Here is a 19,559-nt window from a genome sequence, read left to right as displayed (position 1 = left end):
GCTTTACCCTGCTCAAGCTAGAGGTTAGCTATCCTTACACCTTTAGGACTACCAAGATATCCACTCTGAGATCGGCACTGCGACAGAAACATCACCTTTAATTGTGTTGGATGACATTCCTCTGCCTCTACACCAGGCTTCATAAGCTTTAATTATAGATGATTGTATTAGAAGGCTCAAGTCTAGCTTCTCAGAAGCTATGCCATTTTTGTACTTCAGGAATGCTAGAAGTCGCCTAATATGCTCTCTGTATTTCCTCAAAGTTGTCTCGCGGACAGGCTTTTTTCGCCATTCAGTAATATTTGTACAGAAATAATTGAACTCGTTAAGCTGGGTTTTGAGTTGAGGACAAATCTCTGACTCAGGAAGATGTAATGGGAAGTCCTCGGTTGGTCTCTCTTGTTTTTCCTTCAAAGATAAAACTAGCTTATGGGTGCCTTCAGGAATGTGTGTGTAGGACTGCTTCTCTTCTTCCAAGTCAGATTCAACCTGAATCGGATCTGCTGAGTACCACCCCTGTTGCTGTAACCATGTTCCAAAGCGATTCCATTTGCTCTTTTCAACACTTTTAGTGTCTTGATTAGCTACCTGAAGATTGGCTTCTTGAAAGATAGGATCTGCTAGAGCAAAAAAACCTGCAAGTGGGATGTTATCAAAAATGTAATTCGTTTTTTTGCCTTGCAGATGCTTCAAATTGTGCATCGAGAGAAATTTACCTAAAACTCGCCTTTTGATAATCGAGCGAACTTCATCCGCTTCACGCTTACTTGTTTGTTCTTGGTACTCGTGTATGGCTTCTAATAAAAAGTTTTTCATCATTACAAGGTTATGTAAATACCACTTTTACTTCGATGTACTAGTCGAAGTGCATAGTCACGGAAACCTGCCTGCTTATTTCTCACCCACCGACGATACAGATGAGTGCAGCGGCTTTCGCATCTATGGGGTGTTGGGCAATGTCAAAGCGTCCCAGCCTGAAATCCTGCTGCGGGTTGGCTTATTTGGGCATGGCTGGACGGTTTCCGTGCCGCAGGTGTTTGAGGTGAATGCCAACCACGGACTCAACGACCTTTGCCAGACGAAAGGGAGTATGTACTATGCCATTCACCGATAGCCTGCTGAACTATGAGGTGATTCACGCCCGCCCGATTGTGGTGCCACCGACAGAAGCCATTGAGTTCTGGGTCGTTGGCTGCGGAGGGACAGGCTCGTTCCTGGTGCAATTGTTGTGTCGGGTGCTGCAACACTTGATTCAGCAGGGGAAGCGTGCAAGTCTGGTGCTAGTTGACCCCGACCACGTTGAGGCGAAAAACTTGACGCGGCAATGCTTTTGTCCAGCGGAAGTGGGATTGAATAAAGCGGAGACACTGGCGGCTCGCTATGGCATAGCGTTTGGGCTGCCCATTCGGTCAATTGCTCAACCCTTCAAACCAGACATGATTGCCCGAAACTACAACACGTTGACGGTGCTGATGGGTTGTGTGGATAATGCCAAAGCCAGAGCCAGCCTTGCCAAAGCGTTAGAGTTTAACTACGACCGCAGCCTTAGAGTGTGGTGGATCGATGGTGGGAACGGCAATCGCTTTGGGCAGGTGTTGATCGGCTCCAGCCTTTCAAACGTTCCAAAGGACTATGAATTTAGTGAATTGGGCTGTATCTGCTTGCCTGCTCCCAGTGTGCAAGCGCCAGAACTGTTGATCAGTAAACCAGAAGAGCACTCAGACAAGCGGCTGTCCTGTGCAGAACTGATGCTGCTGAATGCTCAGGGCTTAATGGTGAATCCCCAAACAGCGGTGCTGATGGCGGAGATTGCGTTGGAGTTGGTGAGTGGGTACTTGAAGCGGTTTGCGGTGTGCTTCGACCAGACAAGCGGTGCTATGACCTCGAAGTACACGACCCAAGCGGCTATAATGCGAGTACTTCGAGAGCACGGGCTAGGCACTGTCTACCAGAGAACTGACCCATGACGACAGTGATTGCGACACCGATCAGTCAAATTAAGCTGGCTCCTGGCAGTGCGATGACGATCGCAGGACTGACCTGGAAAACCTATGAAGCGTTACTGCAAGAACTGGGAGAAGATCGATCGACTCGACTTGCCTATGACCGGGGAGTGTTGGAAATCAGAATGCCGGGAGAACCTCACGAGATTGTCAATCGGCTGCTGGCAAAGATTATTACGATGCTAGCGATGGAGTTAGAGATGGAAGCTAATGATTTTGGCTCGGTAACGCTGAATCGCGAAGAACTCGATCGCGGCATTGAACCGGACTCTTGTTTCTATATCCAGAATGCCGCTAGGGGACAGGGGATGGAAGAAACTGTTTCGGAAGCGCTGCCGCCAGATCTGGCGTTGGAGGTGGATATTGCGAGTTCCTCAGCGAGCAAGATGGTGATTTATCAAGCAATGGCAGTGTCTGAAGTCTGGTTGTATAGGCGGAATACGCTGAAAATTCAGTTGCTTCAGGATGGGCAGTATGGGGATGTCAACAACAGCCGCGCTTTTCCAATGGTCAGTGTTGAGCAGTTGAATCAGTGGATTGAGCTGCGGAAAACTGAGACTGATTTGGCGGTTCTGCGGGAGGTGCAACGTTTTTGTCGGGAATCTGACCAGTAGGCTGGTAGCGATCGCCTCTTTGCCCAAGCGTATTGAAGGGTGTCTGATCGGTTGAGGTACTTACTCAACTAGCGCTCAAACTGCTCTAATGCCTGCTCTAATCCGTAAACCTCCATCTCAGTTAATTGATCAATTAAGTCAAGGCATTGCGATTGAAGCGTAGAGTTTCTAGTACTTTGACTATAGACCTTCACCAGCAGTGGCGTGATGGAGTCTGCTGCTAGATAAAATCGCTCATTACCAGTATTTTTCTCTTTGAGGTTGCCGATGTAGCGATCGCATACGGAGTAAGTCAAGTCTGGAAGACTTGCTGTTGTTTCTTCTAAAGCTCGAATCAAATCATGAGAATTGCGTTTGAAAGCAGGACTTTGAACAAATTGAGTAGCGAGTTCAACATATTGTCCGAGTTCATCTCCTTCTAGGTGAAGAAAGCACCTAGCGGCTTGATCACGTACATTTTCAGCGTCAGCATGAAAGAGTTGGATCAGTGCTGTTTCACAAAATTCTCGAAAATGAGCAGAGCGGAAGTTAGCTACAAATATTCTGGCGGCTCCTAACAGATGAGAATCTGTGCCTAAAAGAAATCGTGTAGCCAGCGGTTTTGCTTCTTCTAGACTTAAAGCTGCAAGACAGGCTTGTCGAGAACCTACTTCCATAACTTCGGGTAAATCAGATGTAATCATCCGTTCAAGGATGGGTTGAAGTAGTTCAAAATGGGTTTGCATAGCGTAGTAAACAAACTGTTCAACAGTCGGTGTTCTAAGCAATGAATCCTCAGTATTGCAGAGTTCTAAAAGTAAGCTGACTGCTAAATCGCGATCGTAGTTTAGCAATGCTGTTAGTGCTTCTGCGACGCAAGCTCTGACAGGCACAGACGGATCTATGACCATCGTTGTTAGAGCTTGCTGAAAATACGCAGCACGATTTTTGTCTACAAAAAGTAGCTTGGCGATCGCTGTCGCTGCGCTGCCTTTGACCGTGTTAATTCCAATTGTTAGTGCATCTTCTCCTGACATATTTTCTGGAGTTAGATCATGCAAAGCATACCAAGCTAAAATATCAAACGCCTCTTGTGTCCAGGAAAGGTTTGCTAACTTGCCAATTAACCATGTCAACCAACGTCCAGTTGGACGATTTGGTAATTGATGGCAATACTGGCAAAGCTGAATTGCGGTTTCTACATCAACGCCAATTTCAGCAACGCCTCGTAAGACGGCATCAAAATAGCAGGGATTAGTGTCGTTAGGAAACTGCTGAACTAAATTGGCAAATCGGCTCGGCTGCTTCTTTGTTTGATCTTCTAAAAGACTAGCTAATTGGCGAGCATCACCCACTAGCTTTCCATTGCGCTCAAACCAAGAGGAGTTGTCTTCATTGGCATAATGAGAAATAGCTTTCAACCACTGAGAATCAGTCAGATGATCAGCAGCTTGGTAAGGCACGGGAGAATCAACAAAATCAGCTTCGATAGCTCTGAGTGGCTCAACTGCTTCTGATGCGTCTAGTAAACCGATGGCTCTGAACTTGCGTCTCCATTCTTGCAAACGTCGATTCGCTAAAACACTTCGTCGCGATGCTTCAATTGCATCTAGTAAAACAAATTGTTCATATCCATACAGCTTTAAACACGCCCGCAAATAATCGCGACTTGAATCGGGATATATCTCCCAGTTGTCGTAGTAGTTTAACAATAAGGTTTCAAGCCTTACGAAGCTTGTTTCGGAGCAGTAAGGAGTAATTGCGATCAAAAGCTGCCGAGTAGCCCAATATGCAGCAGCATGAACATTTCCGTTTCCACCTCCCGAGTAGCCCGTTTTCAAGCGTATGGGATTCTTACAGAGATAAGTGGCGGCTTTATCTGCAAATTTTGGCGCATTTGCAGCGTAGGCGCGAACTAATAAGTACTGAATTGTCTCAAAACTTGAGTCGTCAAACTGTTGATTCACAAGTATCGAGAACTTTTCAGGACAGGCTATTGCAATACTGCATAAAGCCTTTTCCATGCACTCTAGTAATTTGTGCTCGGCGTTGTATCCACCGCCATAGGACTTGAACCACCAAACTGAATCTAGCCAAGGCTGCTTCCCTTCACGTCTTGCCGTTAGCTTCAGAACGCGCAACATAAATGGGAGAATGTGCTGGACAAACGCTTCAGGCGCAGTCTGAACAACTTCTGCTAAAACTGATTTGTCAAACCTACTCCGAGGAAAGCTGTCACCATTAAAATCAAATATCTTGGAGTTTGGTATTGCAACAGTCAAATCCAGCCATCGATTGAGGTAGCAGGCGATGGCTTCACACGCCCAGTCCGGTTTCTTCTTCAATGAATAAATTTGCAGCCAAAAATCTTCGGCATCACTTACTATATCTTCTTGCTGATCGCATATGCCTTCCTGAATCAACCGCAGGAAAAGTTCAAACAAACAACGGTTATCTGCAAGCTCAGATCGATGAATAAATTTTTTGAGTCGATTAAACCAGATTTCTGATGTACCAACAAATGGCTCTACTAGCTCTACTACGCGCTGTGATGCTGAACTCTGAACCGCTGATAGAATGGAAACCGCTTGCTCAACAAATTCTTCATCCTCACTCTCTAGCCACTGCTTGATGATACCAATAGAATCTAAAAGCTCAAACCAACAAACAGAACTCCGGAATGCTCTCCAAGCTTGCTGTCTGAGTACATGATTCGATCCCTGGATTAATGCTGAAAGGATGTACCACTCTTCTGTTTTTGGATTGGGTAGGGATGCCAACAGTGCAAAAATGACTTGCTTTAGATGAAAGCGAATATCAGTGTTTTTCAAAAGCGTATCCAAATCGCTGATGTACTGTTCAAAATCAGCCTCACGCTCATAAAGTAAAATTTGGCGCACCTGAGCGCGTTGAAATAAGTGCTGTTCACCACTTTGCAAAAATGACAGCACAGTGTGACCACGGGCAGCAAAACGACGGGCAAAAGCATAATCGAAGAAAGCTTCATGAAAAAATCGAATCCGTTTCCCTTCCCACGCTAAGACATGCTCTGATGCCATCGCCATCGCATCATCTGCATAATCATCAACAGTATTTTCAGGAACAGACAGTTCTTGGCTCTGTTTACTACTCATGTGATCGCACAGGAGGTCAATTACCTCCGTCCAATGTGCTGCATGACCAAGTCGCTCTCTAACTCGAAACTGTTTATATGCCCAAAACTGCTCAAACAAATCTTTAGCAGTTGTAAAACTCAAAGAGTCAACACTTGTATCTTGTGATATTTCGGCTAGTAGGCTGAGGTGAAGGGGAATAGATAACAGATTCAACTGCTTATCTGTCAATCGAGGTGCGTCCAATCCAATCTCCGTAACAACCTCCCTCACCTTCGTATGATTAAGCCGATTTACAGATAATGTGTCTGCAATCCCCTTTTCGCCTGTCAGTTTTTTGAACCGTGAATCATTATCTAAATCAAATTTACGACAGACTAATAACAAGCGCATATTCGGATATGCCTGAGCCTGCCTGATAATTTGTTCAATGCAGGTAAAAAACGTAGTGTTGCGTCCAGAGACTAAGCTGACTGCATCAATTTGATCGATTACCAAAATACAATCACGACCTTGTGCAATCGTTGCTAAAACAACAGCTGGAGAATCGGGTAAACCTAGCTGATGCCCAATATTACTAGGCATCGGTTCTGGATTAAGATTGTCAATGCGAAATGCGAATAGCGGTAAACCCTGCTGCCGAAGTTGCTCGACGATTTGCAGCGTTATCCCAGTCTTGCCAACCCCCGCTTCCCCAACCAGCAAAACGCTGCGTTTTCCCTCCGAGCGGGTTAGTCGAGTAAGAGCATCTTGAACTTCATCTCGCAGAATCGTATGACCAGCGATCGTCATTTCCTGCAAAGAGGAAAGGTAAGATTTGTTGGCAGCTTCCACAGCCGCAAGGACATGAGGATCGTTTCCCCACTGACGGCGGCGGTAGCCCCGCTCATTCAAGTAGTGCCAAATATCATGGGTCGTGAGATTACGGTGAATTTTTTCTAGGGCTAACTCTGCTAGCTCAAGTCGAATAGCTGTTGCATCACCTTCCACTAAAGCCGCAATGCGACTCTCAACAGTATTCAAGAGAATTCCTTCGCTTATTGTTTCAACATGAATTCTTTGAAGGGCTTCATAGGCTTTAGAAGAGAGGCAATTGCCCCAAATTCGACAGAGCTTACTGAAGTTGGTGGACTGTTGATTAGATTTTAGAAACTCATGATCGAATTCTACCCATGAGATAGAACTCTTTGCATGGTTAGATAGTTCATTCAACTGATCTGCATCCTGGGTAGATACAAAAACACAGTAAATATTTGGGTCATTAAGGCTTTCCCAGAAATCTGACAAGACTTGAACTTGATTGTTCTCTAAAGCGCTCAATGTCCAATGCCCAAGCCCTGTTTTCTGTCGTTTGACCTGATGGCACTCGATTTGATTGCCACGCTGTAAGAAGAACTCGAAAGCATCTTCTCCTGGTTTTTCAAGGCGAATGGACTCTGCCTTCTCGTCCATAACATCGATCATGCAGAAAACAGTCCATCGACCTTCGTAGCGATTGCCAAGTTTATCGGTCGCTCCACCAGTTAAGGGCATACCAGTCTTAATTCAATTGGGCTATGTTTACAGGTACTTAACTTAAAGACAATTGACGGTTCCACTGCTAGGTCAGTCGATCAATTGCCTAGAGCAATCATAGCCACTTTCTAAGGGAACTGAGGATGCATTGGCACCTCTAGAGCATGCTTTAAAGCTTTTTGATGTAGCACAAAGTACTAAGAATTCCTGATTCTCTCACCCTTCAAGCCGCTCTCATTGTGGTGACATGACCGATTAATAGCACGATCGCCCTTGTCCCATCCGATAAAACGCCTCTATTCCTGCTTTGCTAGCTGCTGGACAAACGCTGCCTGCTCTGGCGAAGCCAACCCTTCCTGCAACACCATTAGCACTCGCGCCATATCCCCTGCCAACAAAGCCTCTACTGCCAGCCACAACCCTGGAAAGACCCGGCTGCAAATCACACCATACTCATCAACGGGCAACGGCACGTACTCTCCTTCCTGCAAATAAAACCAGTCCAGCTTTTGCTCAAAGACCTGCCAGACGATGTACTCCTTAATGCCATTGCGACGATACGCACGTTTTTTATCCCCCAGATCGATCGCTGCGCTACTTGCCGCAATCTCTGCCACCAATTCCGGTGCCCCTTCCACATAATCGTCTTCACTCAGCCGCGCCTGCCCACCGCACTGCTCCTCAATTAGCAACACCGCATCCGGTTGCGGTTCATTGTCCAAATCGAGGCGCACGGTTGGATTGTCGCCTAACGCAATACCGGGTGTTGCACTTTCATATACGCCTAACCAGGTGATTAAGCGCCCATGCGGTTGACCGTGACTTCTAAACCGTAAAGCCGCTGCCACGTAGACTACTCCTTCAATTAATTCGGCTTTTTTCAGATGAAGCATGGCATTGTAGCGCCGCTCAAACTCATAACGGTTCAAGCGATCGCCACTTTCCAGTTGAGGCAGCGGTAACGGCTTCTGTTGGGGCGGTGTTTTGACCATCGTTTGTTGAGTAAGTCCAGGTTTCCAAACCGGCATCTTTCAATCATACCGGCTATTTCTGCAACTCTCCTCTCAGGCGGTCTCGCGCTTCTCCTTGCCCCTTTGGGGCGGCTTCGTTAACAGAGACACGAAGCGATCGCCCCTGCACCATCCGCTGAAACTCCTCTGCCTTGGCAAAATTCATCGGCTCACCCACTTCACCCGTTTCAAAATTGCCCTGACACACCAACCGATCCTGCTCATCCCGCACCGCGTAGTCGCCACCTGCCATCACGGTCGCTTGCCAGCGTGAACCAATCGGCAATTGAACCGTTTCTGTGGGTGAGGGCAAGCGGTGATAGGTTTGAGCGATCGCCTGTGCCAACAATGCTTGCGTCGATCGCTCCCCATTCCTTTCCTTTTGCTCCGCTGCTTCAACCACTTGCAGGGACTGCCGACCCGGTAATGGCGACAGACTTTGGGGTGTTTCCTCCGGTTGCAGATCTACCTGTATCGACTGCGGCTTGACCTGAAACTGCACCATTGAACGAGTCGATTCTGCGATTCTCCGCTGGAGACGTTGCACGAACGCTGCCTCAAAAGTGGCTCCGATCGGTAGTTTAGGTGTCTCTGGGGCAAAAGTTCCCAGGATGCCTCCATCCACCACTTTGAGTACGGGCACCCCATGCATCGCATGGTACTTGGGATGAGTGGGGTCTAGATCATAGGGCACCACCTCAAGCTGAAGCCGATTGCGCCAGCGCGAGAAGTCCTCGGTTGCATAGTCGTTGTGAGCAATGCCAATGACTTTAATCGTCTCGATTTCAAACTCCTGAAGCTGCTCGATTACCTGCTCCGTCCTCAGCATAGCCGTCGCCATACGGAGTGTGGCAGAGGCGAGTCAGAAAGCCTTCCAAGGTAAACGTTTCAGCCATTTGCTCTGTCCTAAGCTTTCTGACCAAAGCGATAGATGCCAGCGCTGCCTTGCCCGTATCCCCTTCCCATTGCGCCCATGTTAAATCTGCTGGAGGCACTACCCGCAGATCATCGGGAAGCTGGTCGATGTCAATCATCTGGTTGCCAAACGCCTGCTGCAAGGCGGCGGCGTTACGCTCTGATAGGTTCGGCAGGTAGAAATCCACCACTGGTAAAGCCGCGTTGACCACTGCTTCGTAGCGGACGTGACGAGCCTCCAGCGTGTTCATCCAGCTCTGAGCGCGATCGAACGGTACGCTCAACTCGTATGCCTCCACCTCATAGGGACTGCTGGGCAGTGTGAACGTGCCCTCGTTAAAGGTAATCGGCAGCGTCTTTGCTACCGCAAGCGACTGTTTACGCGGTCGGTCTAACTCAGGACGAGTATGCTGGGTGTGCCAGATGGCAGCGGCAACTTGACGCTTCTCATCATCAGTGGGAAAGGCTTCATTGATTTCTGCCCGATAGGATTCGTACAGATTGCCCAATGCTTCCCGAAATGCCTCCGCATCCTCTCCTGTCATCGCTCGGATTTGAGCCGTTGCCTGCTTTGCCCGTTCCTTCAGTGCCTCTGCCCAGTCGAGTGCCTCTACATCCAGATCTTCGCGCTCAAACAGATAACGGAAGTGCTCACGGGGCAGCGTTCGCGGAGCGTTTCCGTAGGAAATTCGCAGTTGGGTAGCTTCCCAGAGCGGGTTAATCTGCTCTGCGATCGCACACAGCACCGAAACCTCACTCTGTTCTGGTGCCTGAGTTGGTAGCCCAAACTGCCGATACAGACGCGGATTTTTCTGGAAGTCGAAGAAGGGAGAGGGATGATCCTTGCGCCATTGCTTGGTGTCGTCCAGCAGCGATGGATCGATCGTCTCTAATCGCTCGGCACTTTTGGGTGCATCCACCTCTACTTGCAGAGCTGACATGAGGCGCGTCAGGAGTGTCTGTTGCTCACGGGCAAACTGCTGCTGCCCGATCGGTGAAGCCGCTTCTTCTGGTGTGGGTAACGAGGTATGTACCCGACCAATCAGCGTCGCAACCCGACCAATACTGTTTTGGCAGACCGCCGCCGCAACTTTGGGCAGCGTATTGTAAGCGCAGTTGCCGTTCTCATCCTGTACTTCGGTGTAGGGGATCTTTTGCCGTTTGACGACGGGTGGAAAGTGCCTCGGTTCTCCAGCCCGGAGTGTTTCTTTCGCAAGATGGGGTAGCCACTTCGCAGGCGTAGCAATCAGTTGGTCACCATCAAAGTCGCACTGGTGATACTCTGCCGCATCCCTGGGATTGATCCATACTGCCCCTTTCATCGCACACAGCTTGGGGTCGTGGGTATTGCGATAAAGGCGAATGTTGTCTGATGAAACGATTGGGTAACGAGTGACAACGACATCGCCTTTGGGCAGGTGAGGCGCACAAATCGTGCCACGGGGTAGATCCTGTCCAGGCTGTGCCATCCCCGAACTGTGTTGAAAGCCTGTATTGACAACCAGCTCCCGCCAGCGGTTCGCTACCTGGGATTCCATAAAGTCTATAACTTTGGGCGCGTAAAGCAGCAGTCCGTGGCGGTCATGGCGCAGAATCGAAATCATGCGAGACTCCTGACGTTCGCCATCGGCTGCTCCGTCCTCAGCATCATTTTGCTGCCGAAACTGCTGTTGCTTGTCGTGCTGGTTAACCAGGTATTGAGCCAGCTGAAGCGGATTACGCTGCCTGTCTGCCAGCTCGTGGGCTTGCTTCAAGGTAGGTTCCAGGAAGTCTGCCAAGATTGCGTCTTTGGTGTACCACATAGAAAACTGCCAGGAATTGCTGTAGCGAGACACTTCGGCATTAGCACGATTGCCAAAAGCAACTGAGGGGAGTTGGTAGTCGCCACAGGGTAAGCAGTCATCCAACTGATCTTTACGAATGCCCTTAATTGAAGACCGATCCATCACCAGATCGACATCGGGTGGTAACGTGGGATCGACCAGGAGCGTTCCTTTCGCCAGAAAACTGATGGTAGGCGCTGCTTCTTGACCAGCCTGACTCGCATCGTAGGCCATCCGAAACTGAAAGGGGCGATTCTCCGTTGGAGACACTGCGTGAACGCGGGAAGCGCCCTCAAACCCCAGCGATTCAAACAACTGAGGTGAGATTTTGCCGTGACAGTCATGGGTTTTGAAGCTTGAATGGTCGGGGTTGGCGTAGTCTACCAGCTTGAGGTTGAGGTCATTGAGTGACGTGATGCCCTTGTAGCAATCGCTTACCAGCAGCGACCCATAGCGGCAGGCAGTATCGCGCTCGGTGGCGAAGAATTGAGTCAGTTTCTCTGCCAGCGCTTGATCAGCAAAATAGAAATTCTTGTCAGAGCTGAACACCAGCTTGCGGGTGATGCCATCCTCAAAGCGGCTAGCTTTCAAATGCTTTGCATCCAGCGAATCCCGATCAAGTTTGACCAGCAGCAAAGACTTCAGCTCGTCCACTGCAAAAAGCTGTTCCAGTAGGGTATGACGAACCACCTGCGGCTCCAACCATTTCCGATCGCCCTCTGGTGTGACATAGCAGGTGGGAATCGAAAGCCCGCTGCTTTCTAACCGAGTCGTTTCCATCTCCACCTCATAGCTCTGGCAGACGCGGACGCTTTAGCTGCCGCTGCTTTTGAGACCGCTGAGTTGGTTCGTCCCGTTGTTCAGCCTGAGCCGTCTGTTCTGATGTCGGTGTCAGATCCTGAAGCAACGATTCCATTTCATCATGGGAAATATCACATTGTTGAATTTGAGGTGGTTTATTGGCTGTCAGCGTTGCAGCCAGCACCTGATGGCTGTTGCCGACCTCATAGCCTGTGAGCAAACGAAACCCATCTGCTTGCGGTTCCGTGACTTCAAACTCGTACTTGGGATTGCCGTCGCCATCTGCCCAGGCAAAGCTGACCGGGCGATCGCTGTCTTTGCAGGTCTAATCTCGAAACTTCAGGTTTGGATGTGCAAGCTTTGATCACTGAGGCTGACCTATCGGGTTCAAAGGTCGAAACGCTGAGTTTGATAGTCGGAATTTTGAGCCAAAAGGTCAATGTCGCCAGTTCTGATCGGCAAATTCCAGATTCTAAGGTTGGAGTGTGAGGCTTAAAGGTCGAAGTTTCAAGCAACAAGGTGATGCCCTAGAGATTGGGGCTAGAAACTACTTGCATGGAAAGTAATATTTCAAAGCAATTTAAGGCAACGCTGACTGTTTCTGCAACTCCTTCTGTAGTACCTGGTGTGCTGTAAGAGCCAGCCTGTGATTTGGGAAGACCGTCAGAAAGTCCTCCAAATCCTGAAGTGCTACATCAATACGCGGTGCAGGTACGCCTCGACGGAGAGCATCTCGGTAGAAGTGTTTGGCTTGTTCGTCTTCCCCTGCTGCCAGGTGGTACAACGCTAGATTGAAGGTGTTGTTCCAATGCGCTGGATCTTTCTCATAGTCTGCTCGTGCAAGGTGTATCGCCTGAGCGAGATCGGTTTTGGCAAGTTCTACCTGTCCCAACGCCTGGTACGCAACGGCGCGATCGTACAGTCTCCAATCATTCTCAGCATCTAGCTCAACAATACGATTGAAATCAATTAAGGCTTCTTGATATTGTCCAGTGAGTAAGTAGGTTTCACCACGCTCACAAACTGCCCAATCATAATTCGCATCTAGCTGAATCGCGCAATTAAAGTCTTGCAGCGCCTCCTCATAGCGTTCCATTAACCGATACGTCTCACCACGATTGGTAATTGCCCAGGCAGCTTTGGGGTCTAGTTCAGTGGCAAGATTAAAGTCTTGCAGTGCTTCCTCATAGCGTTTCATTGCTCGATAAGTCAGACCACGATTGGTAATTGCCCAGGTATATTTGGAGTCTAGCTCAATGGCAAGATTAAAGTCTTGCAGTGCTTCCTCATAGCGTTTCATTGCTCGATAAGTCTCACCACGAAGAACGCTTATCCAGACGGCTTTAGAGTCAAGTTCCATTGCTCTGTTAAAGTCCTGCAAAGCCTCCTCGTAGCATTTTTTCTGTCGATACGTCCATCCACGTACAGTAATTGCCCAGACATATTCAGGATCAACATCAATTGCCCAATTGAGATCTTGCAATGCTTCCTCGTAACGCTCCATTAAATGGAACGTCCACCCACGATTGGTAATTGCCCATGAATACTTGGGGTCAAGCTCAATGGCTCGATCAAAATCCTGCAATGCGTCCTCATAGCGTTTCATTAACTGATACGTCTCGCCACGATTAGCAATTTTCCAGGCAGATTTAGGGTCTAACTCAATGGCAAGATTAAAGTCTTGCAGTGCCTCCTCATAGCGTTTCAATGATTGATAGGTTTGTCCACGACTGGCAATTGCCCAGGAATATTTGGGGTCAAGCTCAATAGCTTGATCAAAATCCTGCAATGCGTCCTCATAGCGTTTTGCCAAGCGGCAAGTTTCCCCTCGCCAACCACGAGCAATGGGTTGCCATTGCCGATCAATGTCAGGATGATCTACAAGCGCTTTAAACATGGCGATCGTGACTTCGTAGCGATCCTCGTTGTAGGCTTTTAGTCCCTCAACCAGTTGTTCGCCCCACCGCTGAAGTTCTGCTGCCCCCGTATCTCCGCCTGCCTGCGCCATAATTCCTGCCCATTGCTCGGCAAACTTGCGCTGATTTTTCAGCGCTGCTAGAAACTCATTCAGGGCAATGGGTAAATGCTTTTGGGGAGCCTGACAGAGGCGGTGATATAGCACATTCAGCGTATGGGTTTGCCAGGTTGGATCGCGTTGACATTTTTCCGCGTCTAATTGCAGTGCATTGCGCTGAGTATCGTAGTAGTCTGCCAATTTGCCATGCAGGTCAGCCCAACTTTGCGGAGAGGTCAACCGCTTATGACGAAGCATTTGGGTTTTCACCACTTCATGATACGCCCATCCATCCGTGCGTTCCCGCACAAAGGGCTTCTGCTTCAGCCATGCAAACAGGTCATCGGCTCCGTCCTCAGTCCGCAACTGCGCGATCACATCCCGATTTAAGCAGCGAGGCAACGCTGCATCCAAAGCAACTTGTCGCCGTTTGGGGTCTGTCTCCCATTTCAAAAATCGCTCCACTGCTTTTCCACTGGGATCACCGACCTGATTTGGATCGTTGGGGCTGCCATCTGCCAGCATCGCTACCAGCAGAGGGAAACGACCGGAGAGGTTCAGAATCACCTCAACCGTCCGATCGTCTGTCACTCCCTTACGAACCAAATACTGTCTGGCATCCTCTTCGGAAAACGGTTCCAGCGGTAGCCGGACGATAACCCCTTCATACTCTGCCCAACGGTTACGGTTTAATTCGTCGCGCCCCGCAACGACCAGTAAAACATTTGGCGGTACGTTACCATACTGACCTTGCAACACATCTCGTAGCCAACTATCCAGAAATTCCCCCGTCTGCTCATAGGTGTCGAACATCAAGGTTACTTCTGTTTTCTCTGCTACCTTGCCCCAATCCTCCAAAAACAGAGGAGTCAATACCTCCATCGGCTCTTTTAACAAGCGCACTTCATCTTTGTTCGTCAGCTTTTTGGCAAGATAGGCAGTCCATTCTCCCGTCTGGGTGGCGAATGCCTCTTCATCCACAAAATCCAAAGCAATGCCAGCACCGGGAACCTGCCGTCCCAACTTAACGGCTGACTTTGCAATGGTGCGTCCTAAAAACGCCGAGAAGCCTTGTGGTGCCTCCGGGTCTGCTTCCAACTCAGCCCGTTTCTGCCGATAGACTCGATACCGTTCGCTAAACTGGGTTAACTTATGTCCCTGCTTCTCCAGGTCTTCTGCCAATCGTCCCATTACTCCGGGAACATCTCGTTCTCCTTCGTCGATGTAAGCGGTAATGCCTTTGCTCTTTTCTGCGATCGCTCGAAATTGCCCTAAGAGTGTCGTTTTACCAACCCCTCCCTGCCCCCAAATGTTGAACAAGAAACGGCGGCGCTCATCCTCTGGTCTAAGCTCCAGATTCTGCCGGAACAATGCCACCTGATCCTCTCGTCCCACAAAGCTCGACTGCTGCCGTTGTCTAAGAATCTCCTGAAAACTTTTGGGTTTCTTGGATGAGTTCATGCCGATACAAGCGCAATAACGAACAGTTTGATTCTGGCAAATTTTCTCTGAATATTCATCAAATCTCTATATCCTCCTGGATTCTCAGCATCTGTTCACGAAACGTTGCCTACAATACTGGAGCTTTCGCCCTTTAACCTTGAAACCCACACCTTTTTGCTCCAAAAGAAAAGCTCAGAACCTGAAACGTTGAGCTTTTTGCTGCAACATCCGAGTTCTGAGCTTGAACTTTGCACTTCAGCGGTCAAACCGCCGAGCGATTTTCTAAACTGTTGCCCCTTGCGGCTCCACCTTCCGAGACTTCCGCGTAAACCGCTTGCTCATCTCATCCGCCACCGCATCTAGCCCCGATCCTTTGCCGCTTGCCTTCGCAAAATTGTAGACCAACAGTGCCGCTGCATAGGCATCACTGCCCACCGCCACCACCGTATCGTCCACCAACTCCTGCAACTGCGTCAGCGCCAGAAAAATCGGATACAGCGATTCAAATAATTCTACGTCCCGCTTCATCTCATCCAGGTCAAACGATCGCGGCAAAAAGTCCGGGTTCTGCCGTGCCACTTCCAGCGCCTTACTCACAAACGCCCGACTCTTATCGCCCATCTTCGGTAGCGATCGACGTTCCTCTGCCGTCAAATCCAGCAAAAACGGTAGCTTCTCTTTGAGCGTGGCAATAGCGGCTAACACCGTATCTCGGTCTGCTTGCGTCAACGTTGCACTGATTTGGTTGGTTGCCATGAGTAGATCTCCCCGGCTAAATTTACAGCCTTCAGTGTGCCCAAAAATCTCATTTCTCCATCGCTGCTGACCCTCTGTATGGATGGTGTAGGTGCAGAAACGAGTGCTCATTGTGGTCGATCGCCTGAGTGATCTGCTGGTACTCTTTCTGAGCGTCAAGGTGAATGATTTGGCAACACGCAAGACGACCTTTTTGCAGTTGGTTGATGGTCGAGCGGTTGCCATCCGTGAAGCAGCAGACACCTACCGTACACCTGACCTGGTGAAAAATGTCGCGCGGCAGTGGACGATTCTAACCTGGACTTGGGATAGCAAACTTCCCGGCACGAGCAAGCCAGATGCGGGGCAGAAGGTTGGCAATGACCGCCTGACGACAACCGCTTATCTGGCATCCTTTCTCTTGCAAGGGAAGACCAAACCCAATGGCTCCAGCTTTCGAGCCGAGTCACGCAACGCGATCGCTCAATTAACACCAGCCGGTGTATTCAGCGGCAGTACCCGTTCCACCATCCTCATTAGCTATATTTCGGAGCCGCGAACCGTGGCACCGGGTCGCTATGAAGTGGATATGGTGGCTACCCGTAATGTGATTGATCAGTCGGGGCGAATTGAAGAAATTCCTTTCAATCGCACGTTTGTTCTGGATGCTGTGGATATCCCCCAATCACCGTTGGGCAAGGATGCCACGGATGTTGAACGAGCAGTCTACAACGTTCGAGAAGCCGGACTTGAAATTACCGAGATTAAACCGTTTAGTCCCAATCAACCATGAGTGATCCAACAAACCCGATGCAGGGGCTTCCAGACGAAGCGCCAGCCCCTTCGGCTACATCCAGTCAGGCGAGTCAGAGTATTGACCCCACGGAAGCGGCGCGACTCGCTGGCTATAACCCGGCAGAAACAGAGCAGCTGGTCGAGTCAGCCTACAAGTTGGTGCAGGCGCAAGAGGGCGGTGATACTCGACCCAAACATGAAAACCCTTTGGTGCGGCTGGCAACGGTGGCGCTACCTATAGGTGTAATTGGCGGCGGTGCCTTCGGCATCTGGTTTCTGTTCATGGCTCCCAAAGGTGATAAGCAACCCGAAGTCATTGCGTCACCCACACCCACACCGACCCTTGCCACGGACAACGAAGGTACGCTGAAAAGCCAACTTGCTTTCCAGGATCAGCAGGCACTCGTGGAAAAAACAGAAGCAAAGCCAAACAAGAGGAGCAAAGATGCGAAGGAAACAGAACGGCAATCTACCCGGTCTCGTCGGGTCGCATCGGTGTCTGAACCAGAGACAATCCGCAGCACGCCTCCTGCTCGCCGTTATCCCACATCTGTAACGGCACGATCGGCTACACCCGCTGCGACTCCTCCCAAACCAGAGTTAGTCGATCCGTTTGCTCGATGGACTGCGTTGGCGAAACTAGGACAGCAGGGCGCAGAAAAGCAAGGAACCTCCGAAACCACTTCAGAAGCGGTTGCTGCCAGCAATCAACCGACGGGTAATGCAGGCATGAACGATCGACTGATTCCAACCGTGCAGGTAGGCATGCAGTCCGCAGCGGCAGAATCATCAGAGGAGCCAGACATTACTGAGCCTCATGCGTTGCCGGGATTGCTTCAACCACCTATGTTTCAGTTTCCCACCAATACTCAAACTGTTGTCGCTTCTACTAAACCATTCGGAGGGTTGGGTTTCGGTGATGCGTTGACGACAGAAGAACGGATCTTACAGGCTGACATCGATATAGCACCAGCGGCTCAACCAGGGCGTGTTGCGATCGGAACAACGGTGTCAGCCAGAGTTGTGGTACCGATGATTGCCAGTCAGGATAGTAAAGGACTGGGACGCTTTGTGGTGGAACTGACTCAGGATGTTCCGGCGATGGATCGCAGCGTTGCCTTACCTAAAGGAACTCTGCTCATCACTGAGATTACCAACTTTGAAAAACAGACCCATCTGGTGAATCAGAGTGCTGTCGCGATCGTCTACAAGGATCGACTGGGCACAACTCAACAGCAACAAATTCCAGCAGAGAGTTTGCTAGTGAGAGGGCGAGGAGGTGAACCGCTGATTGCCACCTCTAACAGCGATCCGGGTGGTGCAATTGCCGGACAGGATCTTCTGGTTTCTCTCTTAAGTGGGCTGGGCAAAATTGGTGAAGTGGTGAATCGTCCCCAAGAAGATAACACGATCATTCTGGATGGCTTAAGCAGTTCTCAAGTATCCCGACGCACCACCCGTGAGCCGAATTTGCTGGCGGCAGCTTTGGAAGGCGCGTTTGGTGTTGCCGCCGATCGACTCCGCCAGCGCTCGGATAAGGCAACTGAGGCGTTGCTCTCGCAACCGAAAGTCCTGGTCGTCAAGCAAGGCGAGGAGGTATCGGTGATATTCAACACCTTCTTTGAAATTCAGAGGTAGCGCATGATCAAGCAAACTCCACCCTTGCTGCTAGCGCTGAGTGTTGTGCTGCTTCAACCCATTGGGGTTATAGCACAGGAGATGATGCGTGTTTCTCCAACGGCACCTACGAATCAGCAACAGACAATGACAGTGAAGGTCTGGGCTGGACGGGCAACCGCGATCGACTTTAGTGCGGTTCACCAACGCATCAACCAGTGTGGTGCTGGGTGATCCCTCACGCCTGGTCTACACTGCCGATGCACCGCTTGAATCAGGTCAAGCCTCTACACTTTTTCTCAAACAGATTCAGCCGCTTAGGTTTCCGGGTGCAACGACGGCAACTTTGACCAACCTGCTGATCAAAACGATCGATTCTCAGGGTAGACAACAGCTACACAGCTTCAATGTGGTGGCTGCACATGGTTCACCAGAATATAGTAATGTGCAGGTGTCGAGAACTGCTGCGAAAACGAATTCGATCGCACCAACGCTTTCCACTCCAGCATTGTTGGAGCGGGTAGAGGCAGGAATACAGGTGACGATCGCTCGTGGACTCGCTAAAGCGGATGATCCACTCTTTGATCGGGTAAGGCAGTTTCTCAAAGATGTCAGGGGCGGAGATTCCATGCAAGTTGCTGCAAACCGAGCAGGTATTTCGCTGGCGTTGCTACAGAAATTGAGTCGTCTGGGCGAATGAAGCACCCGTTCTAACCTGGGTTCTCGGTGTGTTTATCCAACAATTGCTGGAGTAGGCTGTCAGATGCCCAGAAGGATGTGTTTTGAAGGCTTTGAATAGCGGTAGGCAGATCGATCCGTTTCATCGTTGCAGCTTGATCTAGAATGCCAAGAATGCCCGTGATGACAAGTCCTTTTTCGAGAGCAGCGCGACGGGCTTTCATGTCATCCAGCAAGAGCAAATTTGCCTTGAGTGCTTGGGCTAACAGAATGGCTTCCCGTTCTCCAGGGTCGAGCGTAGCGACGATCGCATCTGATGGTTGCTTAACAGACTGAATTTTGAGCCAATCAGGCGGAGTGGCAATCCAGTTTTGGACGGGGGCAGGAGCAAATGCATCATGCAGTTCGTTGTAGACGGCTTCAGGAATGATGATTTGCTGAAACAATTCCGGGTAGTGCTAAAGAGGTAAGGATGCATTGTAGTGGTGAATGAAAAACCAGATC

16 protein-coding genes are annotated in these 19,559 nt (G+C 49.7%); 7 read left to right on the top strand and 9 right to left on the bottom strand.

What is annotated here, in order from left to right:
• Positions 1–48 precede the first annotated feature (48 nt).
• Complete coding sequence (locus AC5JLP_RS30740) at positions 49–819, bottom strand: hypothetical protein (RefSeq protein WP_496071667.1); 771 nt, start codon at positions 817–819, stop codon at positions 49–51.
• On the opposite strand from AC5JLP_RS30740, the gene AC5JLP_RS30735 reads away from it, so the two are divergent.
• From AC5JLP_RS30735 to AC5JLP_RS30725, 3 genes are read left to right on the top strand one after another with little or no spacing between them, the layout of a single operon-like run.
• The gene (locus tag AC5JLP_RS30735; protein WP_496071666.1) at positions 791–1,114 is read left to right on the top strand and encodes a Mov34/MPN/PAD-1 family protein; all 324 of its coding nucleotides are present in this window, start codon (positions 791–793) and stop codon (positions 1,112–1,114) included. The genes AC5JLP_RS30740 and AC5JLP_RS30735 overlap by 29 nt on opposite strands.
• Positions 1,098–1,967, top strand: a complete 870-nt coding sequence (locus tag AC5JLP_RS30730; RefSeq protein ID WP_496071665.1) for a ThiF family adenylyltransferase — start codon at positions 1,098–1,100, stop codon at positions 1,965–1,967. Before AC5JLP_RS30735 ends, AC5JLP_RS30730 begins: the two co-directional genes overlap by 17 nt.
• Positions 1,964–2,617, top strand: a complete 654-nt coding sequence (locus AC5JLP_RS30725; RefSeq protein WP_496071664.1) for a Uma2 family endonuclease — start codon at positions 1,964–1,966, stop codon at positions 2,615–2,617. The genes AC5JLP_RS30730 and AC5JLP_RS30725 overlap by 4 nt, the downstream gene beginning before the upstream one ends.
• A gap of 68 nt (positions 2,618–2,685) precedes the next feature.
• Here the strand turns inward: AC5JLP_RS30725 and AC5JLP_RS30720 are convergent, their stop codons facing one another.
• The 7 genes from AC5JLP_RS30720 to AC5JLP_RS30690 form a co-directional block, all read right to left on the bottom strand.
• Entirely contained in the window at positions 2,686–7,242 is a 4,557-nt protein-coding gene (locus tag AC5JLP_RS30720; RefSeq protein ID WP_496071663.1) for an NACHT domain-containing protein, read from the bottom strand.
• 278 nt (positions 7,243–7,520) lie between these two features.
• Complete coding sequence (locus AC5JLP_RS30715; RefSeq protein WP_496071662.1) at positions 7,521–8,252, bottom strand: Uma2 family endonuclease; 732 nt, start codon at positions 8,250–8,252, stop codon at positions 7,521–7,523.
• Positions 8,253–8,268: 16 nt separating this feature from the next.
• Positions 8,269–9,075 (bottom strand): hypothetical protein, encoded by an 807-nt coding sequence (locus AC5JLP_RS30710; protein WP_496071661.1) that lies wholly within the window; start codon positions 9,073–9,075, stop codon positions 8,269–8,271.
• Positions 9,020–11,752, bottom strand: coding sequence for a hypothetical protein (locus AC5JLP_RS30705; RefSeq protein WP_496071660.1), 2,733 nt, complete (start codon positions 11,750–11,752; stop codon positions 9,020–9,022). Before AC5JLP_RS30705 ends, AC5JLP_RS30710 begins: the two co-directional genes overlap by 56 nt.
• A 7-nt stretch (positions 11,753–11,759) precedes the next feature.
• Positions 11,760–11,993, bottom strand: a complete 234-nt coding sequence (locus AC5JLP_RS30700; RefSeq protein ID WP_496071659.1) for a hypothetical protein — start codon at positions 11,991–11,993, stop codon at positions 11,760–11,762.
• A 360-nt stretch (positions 11,994–12,353) separates the two neighbouring features.
• Positions 12,354–15,248, bottom strand: coding sequence for a tetratricopeptide repeat protein (locus AC5JLP_RS30695; protein WP_496071658.1), 2,895 nt, complete (start codon positions 15,246–15,248; stop codon positions 12,354–12,356).
• Positions 15,249–15,512: 264 nt separating this feature from the next.
• On the bottom strand, positions 15,513–15,986 hold the full coding sequence (locus AC5JLP_RS30690; RefSeq protein WP_496071657.1) for a hypothetical protein: 474 nt from the start codon (positions 15,984–15,986) through the stop codon (positions 15,513–15,515).
• Between the two features lie 91 nt (positions 15,987–16,077).
• Between AC5JLP_RS30690 and AC5JLP_RS30685 the strand changes: the two genes are divergently transcribed.
• From AC5JLP_RS30685 to AC5JLP_RS30670, 4 genes are read left to right on the top strand one after another with little or no spacing between them, the layout of a single operon-like run.
• The gene (locus AC5JLP_RS30685) at positions 16,078–16,758 is read left to right on the top strand and encodes a hypothetical protein (RefSeq protein ID WP_496071656.1); all 681 of its coding nucleotides are present in this window, start codon (positions 16,078–16,080) and stop codon (positions 16,756–16,758) included.
• Positions 16,755–18,398: a hypothetical protein gene (locus tag AC5JLP_RS30680; RefSeq protein ID WP_496071655.1), complete on the top strand. Its 1,644-nt coding sequence runs from the start codon at positions 16,755–16,757 to the stop codon at positions 18,396–18,398. Before AC5JLP_RS30685 ends, AC5JLP_RS30680 begins: the two co-directional genes overlap by 4 nt.
• Before the next feature lie 3 nt (positions 18,399–18,401).
• The gene (locus tag AC5JLP_RS30675) at positions 18,402–18,611 is read left to right on the top strand and encodes a hypothetical protein (protein ID WP_496071654.1); all 210 of its coding nucleotides are present in this window, start codon (positions 18,402–18,404) and stop codon (positions 18,609–18,611) included.
• Positions 18,571–19,077 carry a hypothetical protein gene (locus AC5JLP_RS30670; protein ID WP_496071653.1) on the top strand — a complete coding sequence of 169 codons (507 nt, stop codon included), beginning with the start codon at positions 18,571–18,573 and terminating at the stop codon, positions 19,075–19,077. The genes AC5JLP_RS30675 and AC5JLP_RS30670 overlap by 41 nt, the downstream gene beginning before the upstream one ends.
• A gap of 10 nt (positions 19,078–19,087) precedes the next feature.
• Here AC5JLP_RS30670 and AC5JLP_RS30665 read toward each other — a convergent pair whose 3' ends face one another.
• Positions 19,088–19,501: a PIN domain-containing protein gene (locus tag AC5JLP_RS30665; RefSeq protein ID WP_496071652.1), complete on the bottom strand. Its 414-nt coding sequence runs from the start codon at positions 19,499–19,501 to the stop codon at positions 19,088–19,090.
• Positions 19,502–19,559 lie beyond the last annotated feature (58 nt).

It is taken from the genome of Stenomitos rutilans, from assembly GCF_059505485.1.
This window is presented reverse-complemented; position numbering and strand designations above follow the sequence as displayed.